Annotated in this window: 18 protein-coding genes and 1 riboswitch; of the genes, 6 read left to right on the forward strand and 12 right to left on the reverse strand. The window is 74.1% G+C overall.

Features of this window, described 5'->3' with window-relative positions; all coding sequences use genetic code 11:
* Positions 1 to 38 precede the first annotated feature (38 nt).
* Positions 39 to 1,433, reverse strand: a complete 1,395-nt coding sequence (locus ACWIX7_RS26930; protein WP_448619461.1) for an aspartate aminotransferase family protein — start codon at positions 1,431 to 1,433, stop codon at positions 39 to 41.
* 372 nt (positions 1,434 to 1,805) lie between these two features.
* Between ACWIX7_RS26930 and ACWIX7_RS26935 the strand changes: the two genes are divergently transcribed.
* Positions 1,806 to 2,009, forward strand: coding sequence for a hypothetical protein (locus ACWIX7_RS26935; protein WP_448619462.1), 204 nt, complete (start codon positions 1,806 to 1,808; stop codon positions 2,007 to 2,009).
* Positions 2,010 to 2,050: 41 nt separating this feature from the next.
* Here the strand turns inward: ACWIX7_RS26935 and amrB are convergent, their stop codons facing one another.
* From amrB to ACWIX7_RS26965, 6 genes are all read right to left on the reverse strand, one after another.
* Positions 2,051 to 2,851 carry an AmmeMemoRadiSam system protein B gene (amrB, locus tag ACWIX7_RS26940; RefSeq protein WP_448619463.1) on the reverse strand — a complete coding sequence of 267 codons (801 nt, stop codon included), beginning with the start codon at positions 2,849 to 2,851 and terminating at the stop codon, positions 2,051 to 2,053.
* 9 nt (positions 2,852 to 2,860) lie between these two features.
* Complete coding sequence (gene amrS, locus ACWIX7_RS26945; protein WP_448619464.1) at positions 2,861 to 3,961, reverse strand: AmmeMemoRadiSam system radical SAM enzyme; 1,101 nt, start codon at positions 3,959 to 3,961, stop codon at positions 2,861 to 2,863.
* 13 nt (positions 3,962 to 3,974) lie between these two features.
* Complete coding sequence (locus tag ACWIX7_RS26950; RefSeq protein ID WP_448619465.1) at positions 3,975 to 5,033, reverse strand: anti-sigma factor RsbA family regulatory protein; 1,059 nt, start codon at positions 5,031 to 5,033, stop codon at positions 3,975 to 3,977.
* Complete coding sequence (locus ACWIX7_RS26955) at positions 5,030 to 5,854, reverse strand: MEDS domain-containing protein (protein WP_448619466.1); 825 nt, start codon at positions 5,852 to 5,854, stop codon at positions 5,030 to 5,032. The genes ACWIX7_RS26950 and ACWIX7_RS26955 overlap by 4 nt, the downstream gene beginning before the upstream one ends.
* A gap of 110 nt (positions 5,855 to 5,964) precedes the next feature.
* Positions 5,965 to 6,417, reverse strand: coding sequence for a DUF5313 family protein (locus ACWIX7_RS26960; protein ID WP_448619467.1), 453 nt, complete (start codon positions 6,415 to 6,417; stop codon positions 5,965 to 5,967).
* A gap of 123 nt (positions 6,418 to 6,540) precedes the next feature.
* The gene (locus tag ACWIX7_RS26965; RefSeq protein WP_448619468.1) at positions 6,541 to 7,062 is read right to left on the reverse strand and encodes a MarR family winged helix-turn-helix transcriptional regulator; all 522 of its coding nucleotides are present in this window, start codon (positions 7,060 to 7,062) and stop codon (positions 6,541 to 6,543) included.
* 160 nt (positions 7,063 to 7,222) lie between these two features.
* On the opposite strand from ACWIX7_RS26965, the gene ACWIX7_RS26970 reads away from it, so the two are divergent.
* Together ACWIX7_RS26970 and ACWIX7_RS26975 are read left to right on the forward strand one after the other, a co-directional pair.
* Positions 7,223 to 8,767 (forward strand): MFS transporter, encoded by a 1,545-nt coding sequence (locus tag ACWIX7_RS26970; protein ID WP_448619469.1) that lies wholly within the window; start codon positions 7,223 to 7,225, stop codon positions 8,765 to 8,767.
* Positions 8,764 to 9,390, forward strand: a complete 627-nt coding sequence (locus tag ACWIX7_RS26975) for a TetR/AcrR family transcriptional regulator (protein WP_448619470.1) — start codon at positions 8,764 to 8,766, stop codon at positions 9,388 to 9,390. Before ACWIX7_RS26970 ends, ACWIX7_RS26975 begins: the two co-directional genes overlap by 4 nt.
* Positions 9,391 to 9,614: 224 nt before the next feature.
* Here the strand turns inward: ACWIX7_RS26975 and ACWIX7_RS26980 are convergent, their stop codons facing one another.
* On the reverse strand, positions 9,615 to 10,211 hold the full coding sequence (locus ACWIX7_RS26980) for a polysaccharide deacetylase family protein (protein WP_448619471.1): 597 nt from the start codon (positions 10,209 to 10,211) through the stop codon (positions 9,615 to 9,617).
* A 310-nt stretch (positions 10,212 to 10,521) separates the two neighbouring features.
* Entirely contained in the window at positions 10,522 to 11,022 is a 501-nt protein-coding gene (locus ACWIX7_RS26985; protein WP_448619472.1) for a hypothetical protein, read from the reverse strand.
* A 1-nt stretch (position 11,023) separates the two neighbouring features.
* Positions 11,024 to 11,207, reverse strand: a riboswitch (cyclic di-AMP (ydaO/yuaA leader).
* Positions 11,208 to 11,492: 285 nt separating this feature from the next.
* On the opposite strand from ACWIX7_RS26985, the gene ACWIX7_RS26990 reads away from it, so the two are divergent.
* Positions 11,493 to 12,707 (forward strand): FAD-dependent monooxygenase, encoded by a 1,215-nt coding sequence (locus ACWIX7_RS26990; protein ID WP_448619473.1) that lies wholly within the window; start codon positions 11,493 to 11,495, stop codon positions 12,705 to 12,707.
* A gap of 40 nt (positions 12,708 to 12,747) precedes the next feature.
* Positions 12,748 to 13,041, forward strand: a complete 294-nt coding sequence (locus ACWIX7_RS26995; protein WP_448619474.1) for an acyl carrier protein — start codon at positions 12,748 to 12,750, stop codon at positions 13,039 to 13,041.
* A gap of 41 nt (positions 13,042 to 13,082) precedes the next feature.
* Here the strand turns inward: ACWIX7_RS26995 and ACWIX7_RS27000 are convergent, their stop codons facing one another.
* The 3 genes from ACWIX7_RS27000 to ACWIX7_RS27010 form a co-directional block, all read right to left on the reverse strand.
* Entirely contained in the window at positions 13,083 to 14,357 is a 1,275-nt protein-coding gene (locus tag ACWIX7_RS27000) for a benzoate/H(+) symporter BenE family transporter (protein WP_448619475.1), read from the reverse strand.
* A gap of 227 nt (positions 14,358 to 14,584) precedes the next feature.
* Positions 14,585 to 15,043, reverse strand: coding sequence for a universal stress protein (locus tag ACWIX7_RS27005; protein ID WP_448619476.1), 459 nt, complete (start codon positions 15,041 to 15,043; stop codon positions 14,585 to 14,587).
* 75 nt (positions 15,044 to 15,118) lie between these two features.
* Positions 15,119 to 16,522, reverse strand: coding sequence for an MFS transporter (locus ACWIX7_RS27010; RefSeq protein ID WP_448619477.1), 1,404 nt, complete (start codon positions 16,520 to 16,522; stop codon positions 15,119 to 15,121).
* A 458-nt stretch (positions 16,523 to 16,980) separates the two neighbouring features.
* Between ACWIX7_RS27010 and catA the strand changes: the two genes are divergently transcribed.
* Positions 16,981 to 17,850 carry a catechol 1,2-dioxygenase gene (gene catA / locus ACWIX7_RS27015; RefSeq protein WP_448619478.1) on the forward strand — a complete coding sequence of 290 codons (870 nt, stop codon included), beginning with the start codon at positions 16,981 to 16,983 and terminating at the stop codon, positions 17,848 to 17,850.
* Positions 17,851 to 17,885 lie beyond the last annotated feature (35 nt).

A 17,885-nucleotide genomic window follows, 5' to 3' on the forward strand; every position in this document is an offset into this window, starting at 1 on the left:
CGGTGGTGGCTGCGGTGGGACGAACGGGTCTGCGTGCGTCAGAGCAGGTCCTGGGCCTCGGTCAGCGTCTGCCGCAGGACCTGCTCGATCTGATCGAACTCCGCCTGGCCGCAGATGAGCGGCGGAGCGACCTGGACGACCACGTCGCCGCGGTCGTCGGGCCGGCAGTACAGGCCGTTGTCGAACAGCGCGCCGGGCAGGAAGCCGCGGACGAGTCGGTCCCGCTCCGCGGCGTCGAACGTCTCCCGGGTGGCCTTGTCCTTGACCAGCTCGACGGCCCAGAAGTAGCCGTCGCCGCGGACGTCACCGACGATCGGCAGGTCCAGCAGCTTGCGCAGGGTGGCACCCAGCGCCGCCTCGTTGTCCAGCACCCGCTGGTTGAGCCCCTCGTTCTCCATGACGTCGAGGTTGGCCAGCGAGACCGCCGCCGCCACCGGGTGGCCGCCGAACGTGTAGCCGTGCGGGAACGCGACGTCCGGGCGCAGGAAGGGCTCGATGACCTTCTCCGAGGCGATCATGGCGCCGATCGCGCCGTAGCCGGAGCTCATCCCCTTGGCACAGGTGATCAGGTCGGGGGTGTAGCCGAACTTCTCGCAGGCGAACGTCGCACCGTGCCGGCCGAACGCGCAGATGACCTCGTCGGACACGAGCAACACGTCGTGCCGGTCGCAGATCTCGCGGACCCGCTCGAAGTAGCCCGGCGGTGGCACGAGGCAGCCGCCGGAGTTCTGCACCGGCTCGAGGAAGACCGCGGCGACGGTGTCGGCGCCCTCGAAGAGGATGGCCTCCTCGATCCGGTCGGCGGCCCAGCGGCCGAAGGCCTTGGGGTCCTCGGCGAACTCGGGGTGGCGGTAGAGGTTGGTGTTGGGCACCCGGAACCCGCCCGGGGCGAGCGGCTCGAAGTCCTTCTTCATGGCGGGCAGCCCGGTGATGGCCAGGGCGCCGTGGGGGGTGCCGTGGTACGCCACCGCCCGGCTGATCACCTTGTGCTTCTGCGGCTTGCCGACCAGCTTGAAGTACTGCTTCGCGGCCTTCCACGCCGACTCCACCGCCTCTCCCCCGCCGGTGGTGAAGAAGACCCGGTTCAGGTCACCGGGCGCGAGGTCGGCGACCCGCTCGGCCAGCTCGGCCTGCACCGGCGTGGTGTAGCCCCACACCGGGAAGTACGCCAGCTCGGCTGCCTGCTTCGCGGCCACCTCGGCCAGCTCCCGGCGCCCGTGCCCGACCTGGACGACGAAGAGCCCGGACAGTCCGTCGAGGATCCTCCGTCCCCGGTTGTCCCAGATGTAGGCGCCCTCCCCGTGGGTGACGACCGGGATGGGTGTCTCCGGGTGGCGGCCCTGGCGGGCGAAGTGCATCCACAGGTGGTCCGCGGCGCGGGCTGCCGTCGCGTCCGGCACACCGGCCGGGGGCTGCTCGATCGAGGTGGTCATCCCACGCTCCTCATGGCTTCGGGTCGGGCGGGCGATGCCCTGAGTCTGCGGACGCCTGCCCCCGTAGTCACCAGCGATCTGTGCGGCACCGCCGCGCCGACCGGACACTCCGGTGCGGAGACGGCGGGCCACGCCGATGCGCTCCGAGTGAGCCGGCGCAGCACCGCGTCGCGCTCCGGGTCGTGACGCACGGCCTGGTCCACGGTCGGCGTGATGTGCACCTGCGGGCCCCGCGTGGGGGCCCTCTCGCCTGAGGGCTGTCCCCCTCCCGGAACGGGGCTCCCGCCCGTGCCCGGAGAGGCCGACCCGGTGTATCAGGCGGGCGTGCCCGCGGCTCCTGTTCTCGAGCGAACGGCGACCACGGAGCCCCTGATGAACACGTACGACCCCTCGGACCACATCCGCTACGTGCACCTGTCCGGGCCGGCGGCCGCCCGCTCGGCCCCTGCGGCCGGCGCGATCGCGTGCGCCACGTTGCCCGCCGGATACGCCAACCAGTCGCCGCGGACCCGCCTGCAGCGCCGTCCGGCCCACTCCGTCGGAGCCCGGGCGGGAGTCGCCTCGCTCACCGCGTGAGCGATCACGAACGCGCCGGCCGCCTCGAACGGGTCATCCCCTCAGCAGCTCCGTCCCCCTGCCGCTCCGTGCAGGACGAATGCGCCGTAGCCGACGACGCGGGCGCGCCCCGCTCCGCTGTCCGCCGACGTGGCCAGCCGGAGCAGCTCGACCGTCCAGCAGCGCTCGGCGGCGTGGTGCAGCAGCCCGCGCAGGGGGTGGTGACCGCAGGCGTCGTCCGGTCCCAGGGCGCCGGCGTCGCGGGCCAGGACCGCCCCGGCGGTGCGCCGGTCCCGTTCGCGGGCCGAGCGCTCGTCGAGGTGGTGGCTCAGGTCGGTGGAGACGACGGCGACCGCGCCGTCGACCGCCAGCAGAGCGGTGAGGAGAGCCGACACGGACTCCGGCCGCGTGCGGCCGACCAGCACCGGCAGCACCGGCACCTCGGGGCCGAGGACCCGCTGGAGGAACGGCAGCTGCGTCTCCAGGGAGTGCTCGCCGTCGTGGGGACGGTCGTCCACCACCACGCCGGGCAGCCCGGTGGCCGCCGTCCGGGCGTCGTCGTCGACCGCCACGGTGCCCAGTGGTGTGGCGAGGGCGTCCACGGCCGGCACCGCCATCCCGTCGAGCGGCCAGAGGTGTGCCGGTCCGAGCAGCACGACCCGGGGAACGGCGTCCGGTAGCCGCGCGTACGCGGTCGCGGCCACCGCGCCCGAGTACCGGTACCCGGCGTGCGGCGCGACCACGGCAGCGGGGTGGATCGGCTGCGGCCGGTCCCGGACCTCGCCGAGCAGCCGGTCCACCAGGTCGCGCAGGTCCGCCGGGTCAGCCGGGTAGAACCGGCCGGCGACCGCGGGCGGGCGCACGCGCACCGATCAGCCCCCGGCCACGGACACCGGCAGCCGGCGCGCCCCCCACCGGCCGACCGGCCCGTCGTAGCGGCCGGGGACGGCGGCACCGCAGGAGGCGCAGCGCCCGTCGTCGGTGAGCCGGTAGCGCCCGATGACGTACCAGTCCCGCTCCACCACCACCTCACCGCAGGCCGGGCACGTGGTGCGGCCGCCCGCGGCGTCGTGCACGTTGCCCGTGTAGACGAAGCGCAGCCCGTGGTCCAGGGCGATCCGCCGCGCGCGGGTCAGCGTCGCCGGCGGCGTGGGCGGGACGTCGCGCATCTTGTAGTCCGGGTGGAAGGCGGTGAAGTGCAGCGGGACGTCGGGTCCCAGGTTCTCGGCGATCCACGCGCACTCGGCGCCGATCTCCGCGTCGGAGTCGTTGTGCCCCGGGATGAGCAGCGTGGTGATCTCGAACCACACGTCGGTCTCGTGCCGCAGGTGCACCAGGGTGTCCAGCACCGGCTGCAGGCGGGCGGCCGACACCCTCCGGTAGAAGTCGTCGGTGAACGCCTTGAGGTCCACGTTCGCCGCGTCGACGTGCGCGTACAGCTCCCGTCGCGCGTCGTCGCCCACGTAGCCGGCGGTGACCAGGACGGACCTGACGCCCCGTGCCCGGCAGGCGTCGGCGACGTCCACCGCGTACTCGAGGAAGATCGTCGGGTCGTTGTACGTCATCGCGATGCTGCGGCAGCCCAGCCGCTGGGCGGCCGCGGCGATGTCCTCCGGGCCGGCGGCGTCGGAGAGCCGCTCGATCTCCCGCGACTTGGAGATGTCCCAGTTCTGGCAGAACCGGCAGGACAGGTTGCACCCCGCGGTGCCGAAGGACAGCACCGCGCTGCCCGGCAGGAAGTGGTTGAGCGGCTTCTTCTCGATCGGGTCCACGCAGAACCCGCTCGAGCGCCCGTAGGAGGTCAGGACGACCTGGTCGTCGACGCGGCCGCGCACGAAGCACAGGCCCCGCTGCCCCTCGTGCAGCCGGCACTCCCGCGGGCAGACGTCGCACTGCACGCGACCATCGTCGAGCCGGTGCCAGAACCGGCCCGGCACCGTGAAGGGGTCCCGGAGACTGATGTCGGCCGTCATGGCGCCTCCCCTGCTACTCCACCGGGTCGAGGAACTCCGCGGCCTGCCGGGGCGCCGCTCGGGCGGCGTCCCCCGGAGCGCCGTCCCCTGCCCGTGGCCCCTCCTCGGCCCGGGCGACCGCGGGCACCGCGGAGCTGAGGCGCACGGTGAACCCGCCCGGTGTGGGGTAGGCGTCGAGTCGGTCGCAGGTCTGCCGGGCCAGCCACAGTCCCGCTCCGGTCGGCTCCGCGTCGATGTCCCCCCGGCTGTACCCGGCGAACAGCAGGTCCGCCCCCGGCCCCTGGTCGGTCACCGTGCACAGCAGCCGCGACGGGGTGGTCCACACCCGGACGTGCACGGGTGGCCCGCCGTAGTGGAGCGCGTTGGTGATCACCTCGGCGACCGCACCGACGAACTCCTCGCCGACCCGGGTGTCCGGGCAGGCCGCATCGACCACGGCGCGCACCCGGCCCCGTGCGCGGACCACGCCGGCCCGATCGGCGATGCCCTCCAGGTCGAGGGCGGGAGGCGTGGCCTCCAGCGGGTCCGGCCGGGAAGGGGTGGCGCCGAGGAGGTCGGCCGGCGACACGTAGGCACCGCTCGGGACGGGGCCGTCCCCGGTCAGGAGGTGGGGGTGGGCGCGCTGGACGTCGCGCACCATCGACGCGGACAGCCCCCGGACGTCGTACCCGCAGACGCTGGACAGCCGGAGCGCCGAGAGGGTGACGTTGGAGACGGACTCGAAGTCCGCCCACGTCTCCCACGCCCCCGGCGCGCTGCCGTAGGCGGGCTCGCTGACCAGCCGCGCCCCGCGGGCACCCTCGGCGAGGAGGCGGTGCACCAGCCGTTCGTAGGTCACGCCGACATGGGCTGCGCGGGTGTAGACGGCGTCGCGAGGGAGGACCAGCACGTTGGCGTCGTCGGGCAGCGCTCGGGCCAGCAGGGCGTTGTGCGCCTCGTCGCACACGACGAGCCCCGCCTCCCCCGCGGACAGGCCCGCCTCGAGGAAGGGCAGGGCCCGGGCCACGAACTGCTCGTCCGAGCGGAAGAGGAGCGCGGCGTGCCGGTACCCCCCGCGCGTCCCTGGGCTCACGGGTTCTCCCCGATCAGCTGGAACCCCGGCAGGTCGCTCAGACCGAGCAGCCGCAGCGTCCGCTCGACCGGGGGTGGGGGCGCGACGAGCAGGAGCTCCCCGCAGCGCGCACGGAAGTCGCAGCTCCCGTGCGCGAGTGCCCGGCAGGCCGCGACGTCCAGGAAGGTCAGCTCCGCGAGGTCGAGGGACAGCACGCACGTCGGGACGTCGGTGAACGCGGCCACGGCGGCCTCGAGGACCTCGGCGTTGCCGGCATCGACCTCCCCCCGCAGGACCAGTCCCCGCTCGTCGGCGCCGGTGCTGAAGCACGCCTCGCGGATCCCCGGCACGTGCACGTCGACGGCGTCGCGGAGTGCCGGCCCTCGGGTGGAGCTGCGCGCGTACTGGCACAGCGCGGAGACCGGGAGGCTGCGGACCAGTTCCTCCAACCGCCGCTCCACGGTGAGGTGGTGCCCCGGCGAGAGGATGGTCACCGCGCCGAGGGCGCCGACCGACATGCGCACCGCCGGGAACCCCTCGGCCAGGGCGCGGTCGACGACCAGCCGCTGTCCGTCCGTGGGGTAGAACTCGGCCAGCGGCAGCAGCGCGAGGCGTCCTTCACCGAGCGCGGTGGCGGCGTCCACCCCGTGGACCTCGAGAGCCACCATCAGTGAGCCCTCCCGCTCCTCGGGACCCTCGGCGTAGAGGACCTTCTCGCCGAGGTCGAGGCCCCGCTGCACCCACGCGGCCACGCCGGCCTGCCGCTCGGCGGCGGACTCGTGCAACAACATCAGGTGGCCGTCCCACTCGGGGCCGGCCGTGGCGCCGTCCACGCCCCACACGAGGAGACGCTACCCCCGTGGAGCGCCTGGCATGCCGGCCGCGCCCTCGGATCGCCCGGTCCCGGAGGACGACCGTGGGGCACGAGCTCCGGGGGCGCCGGCCACGCCGGTCAGCGGCCCCTGCGGTCGCGGTAGCGGGCGGCGCGCCGGGCGTTGGCGGCCCGGCGGCGCTCGCTGTCCCGCAGGTCGCGCCGGTGGGCCGCCTCCTCACGACGGGCGGTGGCGGTGCCCGCCGGGTACCCGGCCTTCACGACCCGGTTCTCGGTGGTCTCGGGCATGTAGGCCAGCGAGTAGATGAGGCCGAGGAAGACGCCCCCGCCGGCGACCGCCGCGCGCAACCCCAGGGGAGCCGGCAGGAAGACCATGATCAGCGCGATCGGGATCGACATCTGCACGAGCATGCGGGCGATGTGCCGCGCCCACCACGTGCCGGTGGTGGTGTCGAACAGCACCCAGCCGCGGTGCCGCGCGGGCAGCCGGCCACCGAAGGCGTACCACAGCCAGCGGTGAGGAGCGGGCCGGACGACCGGCTCGGAGGTGTCGTGCTCTGCCGGCTCTGCCATGGCCCCTGGGTGCTCCTGCCCGACGACGGTCACCCCCTCATGGTGCCACGATGCCTGGCACCCCAATGGTTGGTGCGCAAAGTGTGAGCGGCCTCACAGCCGGTGGTGGCGACGCAGCACCTGTCAGGCGACCGTGGCCTCCGGCCCGGCACCCTCGCCCGCCCCGGGGTGCGCGAGGGCCTGCTGGGAGGCCGCGATCACCTGGGTGAGGGCTGCGTGCAGGTCCATCAGCTGCTCCACCGGCATACCCAGGCGCTCGACGATCCCGGCGGGGATCCTCTCGGCCTGCTCGCGCAGCGCCGTGCCCTTCTCGGTCAGCGCCAGGGCGAGGTTGCGCTGGTCCCTCGGGTCCCGCTCCCGGCGCAGCAGCCCGGCCGCTTCGAGTCGCTTGAGCAGCGGCGAGAGCGTGCCCGGGTCCAGCTGCAGCAGGCCGGAGAGCTCCTTGACCGAGAGCGTCCCGTGCTGCCACAGCGCGAGCATCACCAGGTACTGCGGGTGGGTGAGCCCCAGGGGCTCGAGCACCGGACGGTAGACGGCGACCACGTTGCGGGCGGCCACCGACAGCGCGAAGCACACCTGCCGGTCCAGGGCCAGCACGTCCTCGGGCGGGAGCGGGGCCTGGGGCGTCGGGCTGGTCGTCGTCACCCCCTCAGCGTAGGAGCCGTGGCGGCCCAAGCGTTGGCTCGCCAACCGTCGAGCACCATGCCTGACGACGGTTTTGGTCATCCGACCAAAACCGTGGCACGATGGCGTCGCCGCCCGGTCGGCCGGCGCCCCTGTCCCACCTCCGTCCCGAGGATCTCCCGTGAGTCCGCTCCGTCGCTGGTCCGCTCTCGCGGTGCTGGCGCTCCCGGTCCTGCTGATCAGCATCGACATGACCGTGCTCGGCTTCGCCGTGCCCGCCCTGACCGCCGACCTGGGCCCGACGTCGACCGAGCTGCTGTGGATCGTCGACATCTACTCGTTCCTGCTCGCCGGCCTGCTGGTGCTCATGGGCAACCTCGGCGACCGCATCGGCCGCCGCCGCCTGCTCGTGATCGGCGCCGCCGCCTTCGGGTGCGCGTCGGTGGTCGCGGCGTTCTCGACGACCCCCGGGATGCTCATCGGGGCCCGTGCGCTGCTCGGACTCGGCGGGGCCACGCTCATGCCCTCGACCCTGGCGCTGCTGCGCTCGGTGTTCACCGACGCCCACGAGCGGCGTCTGGCCATCGCCGTCTGGGCGGCCGCGTTCTCCGGCGGCGCCGCCCTCGGCCCGATCATCGGTGGCGTCCTGCTCGAGCACGCCTGGTGGGGCTCGGTGTTCCTGGTGAACGCGCCCGTCATGGTCCTGCTGCTCGTCGGCGCCCCGTTGCTGCTGCCCGAGTCGCGCAACCCCGAGCCCGGCCCCTTCGACGCGCTCTCCGCCGTCCTGTCCATCGCCGGCGTGCTGCCCCTGGTCTACGCCCTCAAGACCACAGCCCACGACGGCGTCAGCGTGCCGGTCCTCGTCGGCCTCGCGGCCGGCCTCGGCCTGCTGTGGACCTTCGTGCGCCGGCAGCGCCGGCTGGCCGAACCGCTGCTGGACCTGCGCCTGTTCCGGTCCCGCGCGTTCTCCGTCGCGGTGACGACGAACCTGCTCACGGTCTTCGCCCTGCTCGGCCTGATGTTCTTCCTCCCGCAGTACCTCATGCTCGTGCTCGGCATGAGCCCGCTGGCCGCAGGCCTGTGGATGCTGCCGCTCGCCGGCGCGACCGTGGCCGGGTCGCTGGCCGCTCCGTGGCTGGCCCGCCACCTGCAGCTGCGGTGGGTGATCGGCGGCGGGATGGCCCTGACCGCCGCCGGGCTGGGCCTCGGCACGGCGCTCGGGGTCGACGGCGACCGGGTCGTCCTGGTCGTCGCCGGCCTGCTCATCGGCGGAGGCGTGGGAGCCGCGGAGGCGCTGACCAACGACGTCATCCTCGCCACGGCGCCGCCCGAGCGGGCGGGGGCGGCCGCCTCGGTCTCCGAGACCGCATACGAGTTCGGTGGGGCGATGGGCACCGCGGTGCTCGGCACCGTCGGGCTGTCGGTCTACGCGGCAGACCTCGGCTCCGTCGACGGCGTGCCGGCGCAGGGCACCCAGGTCGCCCGCGAGACCCTGGGTGGCGCGGCGGAGGTCGCCGCACAGCTGCCGCCGGACACCGCCGCGGCCTTCCTCGCCGAGGCCGGACAGGCGTTCGTGACCGGCATGCACGTCGTGCTGCTCATCGCCGCCGTGCTCGCGGCCTACGTGGCGGTGCAGGCCGTCGTCCTGCTGCGCGGGACCCCGGTGGCCGGTGCGGAGCCCGCGCCGGCCGGTCACCACCGGACACCTGAGACGGTGGCTCCGTGACCGAGCCGAGGCGCGCACACCTGCCCGTCGAGCAGCGCCGGGCCCAGCTCGTGGCGGCGGCGATGCGGGTGATGCAGCGCGAGGGGGCGTGGTCGCTCACCACCCGGGCGGTCGCGAAGGAGGCCGGCGTCCCGCTGGGGGCCGTGCACTACGCCTTCGGCTCCAAGACCGAGCTCGTGCGTGCGGTCTTCCGCGCCGACCGGGACCGGTCGACCGCGCTGCTCCGGCGGGCGGTGGAGGCCGGCGGCACCCCCGCCGAGATCCTGACCCGCGCCCTGGTCGGCTACGCCGACAGCGTCATCGCCGACCCCGGGGCCGAGATCGTGCTCCAGGAGCTGACCATGATGGGCGGCCGGGACGACGACCTGCGAGCCGCGGCGCGGGAGTCCACCGAGCAGTACCGCGGCGACGTCCTCGACCTGCTCGACCGCGTGGCCGAGGCCGCCGGCGGCACCTGGTCCGGGGACGTCGAGGTGCTGGCGGAGTCGGCGCTGGGGCTGCTCTTCGGAGCGTCGGTGAACTGGCTGTGCACCGGCGACGACGACCTCTTCCGCCGGTGTGCCGGCGACGCCGCGCAGGTCCTCGCGGCCCGCCTCACGCGGGACGCCGCCGCCCGGGGCTGAGCCGAGCGGGGTCCGTGGCCACCGCAGCCCGGGGTGGTCACACCGGTGGTCGGAGCACCTCCGGAGGCGGTCGGGCCGCGCCGGCCGGCAGAGGCGCGGGTCCGCGGCGGCCCGCGCCCGCCGGTGGCGAGCCCGGGGGTGAGGGTCAGGGGGCTTCCTCCTGCCGCACCGGGGAGCGGCCCGGCAGCACGCCGCCGGGAGTGGCACGTCCTCACGAGGGCACCTCACTGCGTGCAGTAGCCCCTCTCGGCCAGCCCGTCCAGGATCATGGGCAGGGCTGCGGGGGTGTTCTGCCCCGTGGCGTCGTGCAGGAGCACGACGCTCCCCGGCTGCACGCTCTGCAGCACCCGGTCCCGGATCGTCGTCGCCGGCGGATCCGCCCAGTCGCGGGGGTCGACGGTCCACAGCACCATCGAGTCCAGGCCGACCTCCCGGGCGGCCGCCGCCACGAGGTCGCTGGTGGCGCCGTACGGCGGGCGCCACTCGCTCGGAGAGCTCCCCGTGGCCTGCTCGATGGCCTCGTTGGTGCGCCGCAGCTGGGATTCCACCTGCGCCCGGTCCAGCGTGGTGAGCTTCGCGTGGCTCCACGAGTGGTTCCCGATCCGGTGCCCCTCCTCGCGGGCGCGACGCACGATGTCGGGTCGGGCGGCGGTCATCTCACCGGTGACGAAGAACGTCGCCTCCACTCCCCGTTCCGCCAGCGTGTCCAGGATGTCGGGCGTGGCGGACGCGTGGGGCCCGTCGTCGAAGGTGAGCCGGACGGAGCCGGCTGCACACTGCTGCGGTGCCGACGCCGCCTGAGCCGGCGCACCGAGCAGCACCAGCAGGAGTGCGCCACTGACGAGGCAGACCCAGCGGTTGGGACCTGGTCTCGGGCGCGGGCGTGTCGGTGCGGGGTCCCGACCCACCCCGACGCCGCCGCTCCCCCTCGCCTGAGCCCTGGTGGCCCTGCGCCGACCCGGGCGCAGGGGGTCCTGCGACCGGGCACCGGGAGGCGTTGCGGGAGCCCGGCTCGGCTCGCCGGGCCGACGGGGTCGTCCGGACGGGTCTGCCGTGGGAGGGCACGCTGATCCCGCCGGCGTGCCCCCGCAACGCCTCCTGGGTGCGGGCACGGTGAGGTGCTCCGGTGGATCAGGTCTGGGTGAGTCGGCCGACCGCGGCCCGGGCCGCTTCCAGGTGGTTCCGGTACGAGCCGTTGGTGTAGGCCACCCACGGCCTGAAGTTGGTGCCCTTGGCGGAGATCCGGTAGGCGGCGTTGGCGTTGCACTGGGCGTCGTAGGCGCAGCTCTTGGAGACCGAGGGGTGCCAGCAGCTGTTGATCTGCCAGAGACCGCGGTCCACCGAACCGTTCGGACAGCCCTTCGTCGGACCGTTGGCGTTCTGGGCGTCCGGACGGCAGGACGACTCCCCCATGCCGACCGCGACCGCGGTGACGAGCCTGTCGCCGCTGAATCCGGCTCGCGAAGCGACGCTCGCGCACAGGTCCGCTGCTGCACTGGTCGAGGCGTCGGACGCGGCCATCGCCGGGGCCGGTACGGCAAGGGCGACGAGCGCCAGGACCACCACGATGCCCAGACGGAGGGGTGGCACCGCCCGGACCGGACGGGGCATGCCGAAGATGTGCTGGTGCATGAGATCCTCCGAGCGCGCCTGCGGGATGAGCTGTCGGGTTCGGGCGGGAGGACTGCCCGGCCGTGACGGTCACGGCTTCACCCCGAGGGCCGCTGACGCGACCCGGAGGGCCTGCGATCTCCCGTTCCTGCCTCAGGTGAGTCGAGGTCGGCCCGGCCAGCGGCAGGATTCGGCGTGCTGCCAGACCGTCCCGCGAATGCGAGCGGCCTGAACGTAGGTTGTGACGCACGTCACAGCAAACGGAGAGGAGGAAGACGGTCGGCGGCCGCAGCGCCGTCACTCCTCCCGGACCGTGCGCTCACTGTGCGGGACCGGCTCGGCGAGGACCACACCCACCAGCCCGGCGGGACGCCGCGGCGGAACGCCGCACAGGCGGTGGCGAAGCGCTCGCGACGAGTCACGGCGGCCGACGAGTGACCGGGCCGGCACTCCTGTCCGGGACTGCGCCGCACTGGCTAGCGTCCAGCCGCATGAGGCACACCGACCTCCGGATCGCGATCGTCGGAGCCGGCATCGGAGGACTGTCCCTGGCCCTGGCGTTGCGGGAACGGGGTGTGCGGGCCGAGGTGTTCGAGCAGGCCGCGCACCTGACCGAGATCGGCGCGGCGATCGCGCTGTCGGCCAACGCCACCCGGGAGTACGCCCGGCTGGGCCTGCTCGACGAGCTGGCCGCGGCCGCCACGATCCCCACCGAGCTGGTCCACCGCCACTGGCAGGACGGCAGCCGCATCGCCGCCCACCCGGTCGCCGAGGGCAACGCCTACGTGGACCGGTTCGGCGCGCCGTACTTCGGCATCCACCGCGCCGACCTGCAGAAGACCCTCAGCGGCGCGTTCGGCGCCGAGCACCTGCACCTCGGTTGCCGGCTGACCGATCTCGTCCCCGAGCGCGACTCGGTCGTCCTGGAGTTCGCCAACGGCCGGGTGGAACACGCCGACGTGGTCGTCGGCGCCGACGGCGTGCGGTCCACCGTCCGCCGGTGGGTCACCGGCGCGGACGACGCCGTCTACTCCGGCACCAGCGCCTTCCGCGGCATCGTGCCCACCGAGAACCTGCCCTCACTGCCGGACCCGCGCGCCATCCAGTTCTGGATGGGCCCCGACGCGCACCTGCTGCACTACGCGATCGGCGGCACCGGAGAGCTGGTCAACTTCTTCGCGGTGGTGGAAGGCCCTCCGAGCTGGCTGCACGACGGCACGGTGGCCGAGGTCCACGAGGACGTCCCGGTCGCCTCCTTCCGAGGCTGGCACCCCGCCGTCACCGAGATGATCAGAGCGGCCGAGAGCCCCATCCGCTGGGGGCTGTTCACGGTGCGCCCCCTGCTGCGCTGGTACCGGGGCCGGGTCGTCGTCCTCGGCGACGCCGCCCACGGCATGCTGCCGCACCAGGGACAGGGCGCCAACACCTCGATCGAGGATGCCTTCGCCCTGGCCGCACTGGTCGCCGACGCCGGACCCGGCGAGGACCTGGCGCCGGTGTTCTCCCGGTACCAGACGCTCCGCCGGGCCCGGACGCGCGCGATCCAGCGCAGCTCCTGGGTCACCAACTCCCTGCTCCACCTGCCCGAGGGACCGGCTGCCCGGATGCGGGACGCGAAGATGGCGAGGTTCCCGGAGGACTTCGGCTGGATCCACGAGTACGACGTGCAGCAGGCGCTCCAGGCGTCCGCTCCCGCGTCCCGCTGAGCGACGGAGCGCCCCCGCACCGACCGGAGGCAGGATCCCGATGGCACGAGACGAGCTGGAGCAGGGGCTGGCGGAGGTCCTGGGCACGGTCGCCGGCATCGACCCCACCGACATCGCCCCGGAGAAGTCCTTCACCGAGGACCTCGGCATCGACTCCCTGACGATGGTCGAGGTCGTCGTCGCGGCCGAGGACCGCTTCGGCGTGCTCGTCCCCGACGACGAGTGGGCGCGGTTCACCACGGTCGGCGACGCCCTCCAGTACCTCGAGCGGTCGACCACCACGCCACCGTGGACGCCTCGAGCTCGACGGGTGCAGCCCGCCCCGGGGGGCTGATCCCCGACCGTGCGTGCGGTCGCCGACCCCCGGGACGGCGCTCAGCTCGGGGCCGGGGAGAAGTCCGGGCGCTCCAGCAGCCCGGACACGGCCAAGCCGGCGAGCAGACCCCAGAAGGCGGCCCCGACGTTCAGCACCGTCACGTCGGCGACGGTCACCACGAAGGTGACGAGGGCGCCGAGGGTGAACCGTCTGCTGAACGCCGCGACGAAGGACCCCTGCAGCACTCGCAGCAGGGCCAGGCCGCCGAGCGTGGCGATGAAGGCCGGCGGCGTGGCCAGCATGGCGCTGGTGAACAGCGGCGCGAACAGACCGAACAGCATGGCCAGCAGGCCGCAGGCGACCCCGGCGGTGTACTGCCGGGATCGCTCCCCGGAGGCCGAGAGCAGGGCGTTCGTCGGCCCGGTCAGGCAGGTCGACACCGTGCCCACCGCCGCGGTGAGCAGCGACCAGGCGCCGCAGGCGACGGTGACGACGTTGATCGGTGGCGCGTGTCCGGCGGAGCGCAGCACCGCGATCCCCTGGCCGTTCTGCACCACCAGCACGGTGATGGCCAGCGGCACGACCAGCTCCAGCACGGCCTGCAGCGACCACTCGGGCGCCTGGAGCACCGGCGCGGCGAACCACTCCGCGGCTCCGGCGGGGCGGAACCGGCCGGACACCACCACCGCTACCGCCCCGACGATGAGCGCCCCGATGATCGGCGGGATCCGCCGCCCCAGCCCCGGCAGCGCGCTGAGCAGCAGGAAGGCCAGGACCATGGGGGCGGCGATCCCCACGTCGTCCCGTAGGGAGTGCACCAGGTCGATCCCGAACCGCAGGAAGATCCCGGCGACCATGGCCATCACGATCGGCATCGGGACGACCGCCATGGCCCGGCGCACCCACCCGCTCAGCCCCAGGAGGAGGACGAGCAGGCCGGTGGCGAAGAAGGCGCCGACCACCTGCGGCCAGGTGAGGTGGGTCAGGGCCGGCCCGACGAGCACCGTGCCCGGGATCGTCCAGAAGAAGGCCAGCGGCTGCCGGTACAGCCAGCACGCCACGACGGTGAGGACGCCGTTGAGGAAGAAGGCGCCGAAGACCCACGAGGCCAGCTCCCGCTGGGACAGCCCGCCCTGCGCGCCCACCGCCAGGATCACCGCGACCGGACCGGTGGCCGCGAACACCAGGCCGATGAGTCCGTTGGCGGCGTAGACGCCCCCGGCGTCCCGCAGCAGCCGGCGCGGGCCGGGCAGGGGCCGGACGGGGCGCTCGAGCAGGTGCTCACGCACCGCCGCTCCGGTTCCGGCGTTCTCGTCGGCGCGCTGGGGTCTCATCTGCTCCGTTCCCGTCTGGTCGCCACGCGGCTGAGGTCGTACCCGACCCGGGAGAGGACCGCGCGCTGAGCTGCCCGCATCGGCACTCGAGGCGGCGTACCTCACCCCGCGGCCCGACACGGGAGCGGCAGGCGTCGCCGTCCCGGATCGTCGCGCACCGGCCCGGCCCGGGCCGGTCGGGGCCGCCCACGGGCCAGTGGGTCGAGCCGGGCCGATCGACCGGGCCCCTATCGCCGCTGCTGCTGGGGAGGCCGGGCCAGCAGGATCGAGTACGGCGGGTGCCGGTGGATCACCCGTTCCGCGGTCCAGGATCCCCGGTGGTGCTGGTGGCCCAGCACGAGCAGGTCCACGTCGAGGGCCTCGGCCCGCTGCAGGATGACGTCGGCGGCGTCGTGCTCCGTGGCGACGACGATCTCCCCGTGGGCGTCGATGCCCGCGGCGCTCAGCCGGTCGACCAGCTGCTGCACCGCCGCACGGTCGGCGTCCTCGGCGTCGTCCTCCGCCGACCAGACGCCGAGGCGGGCCGAACCGCCGGTGATGTCCTCCGGGACGATGTGCCCCCGGGCCACGTGCAGCACGTGCACCGTGGCTCCGGTCAGCGTGCCGATCTGCTCGGTGCGCCGGATCGCCGACGCGTTCTCCTCCGTCGGGTGCGCATCGATCGCGACCAGGATCCGCTCATACACCGTTGCCCACCTCCGTGGACGAGTAGGGGACCGCCGGACCGGCCGCTGCCGCGAGCGGGTCCGCCCGACCGGCGCTCATCGCCCGGCGGAGGGCCGTGGTGCGGCGGTCGGCTCCACCGGCACGGCCGTGACCGCCGCTCCCCGTCGGGCCACGGGCACCAGCAGGGTCAGGAGGGCGCCGAAGGCCGCCAGGCCGGTCAGCACGTAGAAGATCGCCTCCAACCCGAGCCCCGCGGCGACGAGGAGGCCGCCCACCAGGGGGCCGGCGACCCCGCCCAGCCGCCCGAACCCGGCGCACCACGCCACCCCCGCGCCGCGCACGTTCGGGCGGTAGTAGTTCGCCACGAAGCCGTAGATCAGGATCTGGGTGCCGCTGGTACCCGCCCCGACGACGGCGACGAAGAGCAGGAGCAGCGCCAGCGGGGCGTCGACGGTGAGCAGCAGCAGCCCGACCGCACCGAGCAAGAAGGACGCGACGACCACCATCTTGGGCCCGAACCGGTCGGCCAGCCGGGAGGCCAGCAGGGCCGCGACGACCGCGCCGCCGTTGAGCACCAGCAGGAAGGACAGCGAGCCCTGCGTCGAGTAGCCGGCACGACCCATGAGCTCGGGCAGCCAGGTGTTCAGGACGTAGACGAGGATCAGCCCGGTGGCGCTCATCAGCCCCAGCACCACGGTGGGGAACCAGTACTCGCGCCCGAACAGGCCCGCGAAGCCCGCCCGCTGGCGCGGGGCCGGCGCCGCGGTGGTGGCGACCGGCGTGGCGGGCGCGCTGATCGGCACGCCGGTGCGCTCGGAGATCCTCCGGGCCTCCTCGGAACGACCTCGGGAGGCGAGCCAGCTCGGCGACTCCGGCATCTTGACGAAGGCCAACGGCAGCAGGGTCACCAGCGGGAGGGCGCCGATCCAGAACATGCCGCGCCAGCCGATCCGGTCCAGCAGGAGGATCGCCAGCAGCGCGGCCAGCAGGCTCCCGATCGGCACGCCGGAGTAGGTGATGGCGTTGGCGAGGTTCTTCTTCCCCGGGGGCGCGTACTCGGCGACCAGGGCGCCGGTGGTGGCGACCAGGGCCCCGACGCCGAGGCCGGTGACGAACCGCATCAGGCCGAACCCGCCGGTGCTGTCCATCAGGGCGGTCACGCCCATGCCGATGGAGAACCACGCGTACGCCGTGAGCATGACCTTGCGGCGGCCCACGATGTCGGCGACGCTGCCGGCGAGCAGGGCGCCGACCAGGACGCCGAACAGCGCGTAGCTGCCCAGTGCGCCGGCGACGGCGGGGGTGACCTGCCCGATCTCGCCGGGATCGGCGAGGAACAACGGGACCACGGTGCCGTAGACGACCAGGTCGTACCCGTCGAAGACGAGCCCGGCGGTGGCCAGCGCGACGACCCAGACCACGGTACGGCGGCGCCGGGCCTCCTGTTCCGGGCTCCGCTCCGTGGCGGCGTCCGGTGGACCACCGGTGGTGATCGACATCGAGGACCTCCTGCTGTGCTGGCGTGGCCGGACAGCTCCGTGGGCACCGCTGGGCCGGGGCCACGGGTCCGCGCCGGGTGCGGGGTGGGTCTCGAGCGGGTCGTCGGAGCGGGTCGTCGGAGGTGGGCCGTGCCGCGCCGCCGTCCGGACCACAGCGGTCACCCGGGGATGCCGGCGGGTCCGTCCGGCGGTGCGGCTCGGATCGCTGCAGCGTAGGGGTGCTGCCGCGTCGCCGTGGTGCCATCCGCAGCCTGGACGGAGGTCGTGCACAATCGCCCTGCATTGAGACCGACGACCGGTCCGCGGCGGCGAAGCTGCTGGCCAGCGGCCGGTCGAGCGCGCGACGCCTGGACGGCTCCGCACCGCGTCGGCGACGATGGCAGCTCGTCCATCCCGGAATCGCAGGCCCGGCCCCTGACGGCGGCCGGACTACCGCGCCGACATCCGAGGAGCACGCCATGACCGACACCCAGGACAGCCCCACCGCCGCCGGCTCGGGGGCCAGCGCGACGGAGTCGTTCCTGACCACCGAGATGTACGAGGCCGCCCGCAAGGTGCCCCCGGAACGGGTCGACGCGGTGGTCCGGTCGGTCCTGGACGGTGTGCACTCGGCCATCCGGGAGCACAAGGTGACCTATCCGGAGTTCCAGGCCGCCAAGGCGTGGCTGATCCAGGTCGGCGAGGGCGGGGAGTGGCCGCTGTTCCTGGACGTCTTCGTCGAGCACGTGGTCGAGGAGGTGCAGGCCGAGACCCAGCAGGGCACCAAGGGCACCATCCTGGGCCCGTACTACCTGCCCGGCCAGAAGCGGATCACCTCCCCCGCCACCCTGCCGATGCGCGAGGACGAGAAGGGCAGTCGCCTCGTCTTCGCCGGGCAGGTCCGGGACGTGGACGGCAACCCGGCCCCCAACGCCGAGATCGACATGTGGCAGGCCGACGCCGACGGCTACTACTCCGGGTTCGCCCCGCACCTGCCCGAGGGCAACCTGCGCGCCCTGGTGGTGGCCGACGACGAGGGCCGGTTCGAGATCCACACCGTCCAGCCCGCGCCGTACCAGATCCCCACCGACGGGCCCACCGGCAAGCTGATCACCGCCGCCGGCTGGCACCCGTGGCGCCCGGCCCACCTGCACCTGATCGTCAGCGCTCCGGGCCACCGGGCCATCACCACCCAGCTCTACTTCCGCGGCGGTGAGTGGCTCGACAGCGACGTCGCCTCCGCGGTCAAGCCCGAGCTCGTCCTCGATCCCCAGGAGCAGGGCGACGGCACCGGACGCGTCGAGTACGACTTCGTGCTGGAGCGCGACACCGGCGCACAGGCCGCGTGACGCAGGGGCCTCGGACCGGACGGCGGGGAGCCGGA

The organism is Geodermatophilus sp. URMC 65 (assembly GCF_053502545.1).

Coding starts and splice junctions, on each gene's coding strand:
- ACWIX7_RS26930 (WP_448619461.1), bottom strand. CDS start 1,433: ATGACCACCTCGATCGAGCAGCCCCCGGCCGGTGTGCCGGACGCGACG.
- ACWIX7_RS26935 (WP_448619462.1), top strand. CDS start 1,806: ATGAACACGTACGACCCCTCGGACCACATCCGCTACGTGCACCTGTCC.
- amrS (WP_448619464.1), bottom strand. CDS start 3,961: ATGACGGCCGACATCAGTCTCCGGGACCCCTTCACGGTGCCGGGCCGG.
- ACWIX7_RS26960 (WP_448619467.1), bottom strand. CDS start 6,417: ATGGCAGAGCCGGCAGAGCACGACACCTCCGAGCCGGTCGTCCGGCCC.
- ACWIX7_RS26985 (WP_448619472.1), bottom strand. CDS start 11,022: ATGCACCAGCACATCTTCGGCATGCCCCGTCCGGTCCGGGCGGTGCCA.
- ACWIX7_RS26990 (WP_448619473.1), top strand. CDS start 11,493: ATGAGGCACACCGACCTCCGGATCGCGATCGTCGGAGCCGGCATCGGA.
- ACWIX7_RS26995 (WP_448619474.1), top strand. CDS start 12,748: ATGGCACGAGACGAGCTGGAGCAGGGGCTGGCGGAGGTCCTGGGCACG.
- ACWIX7_RS27000 (WP_448619475.1), bottom strand. CDS start 14,357: ATGAGACCCCAGCGCGCCGACGAGAACGCCGGAACCGGAGCGGCGGTG.
- ACWIX7_RS27010 (WP_448619477.1), bottom strand. CDS start 16,522: ATGTCGATCACCACCGGTGGTCCACCGGACGCCGCCACGGAGCGGAGC.
- catA (WP_448619478.1), top strand. CDS start 16,981: ATGACCGACACCCAGGACAGCCCCACCGCCGCCGGCTCGGGGGCCAGC.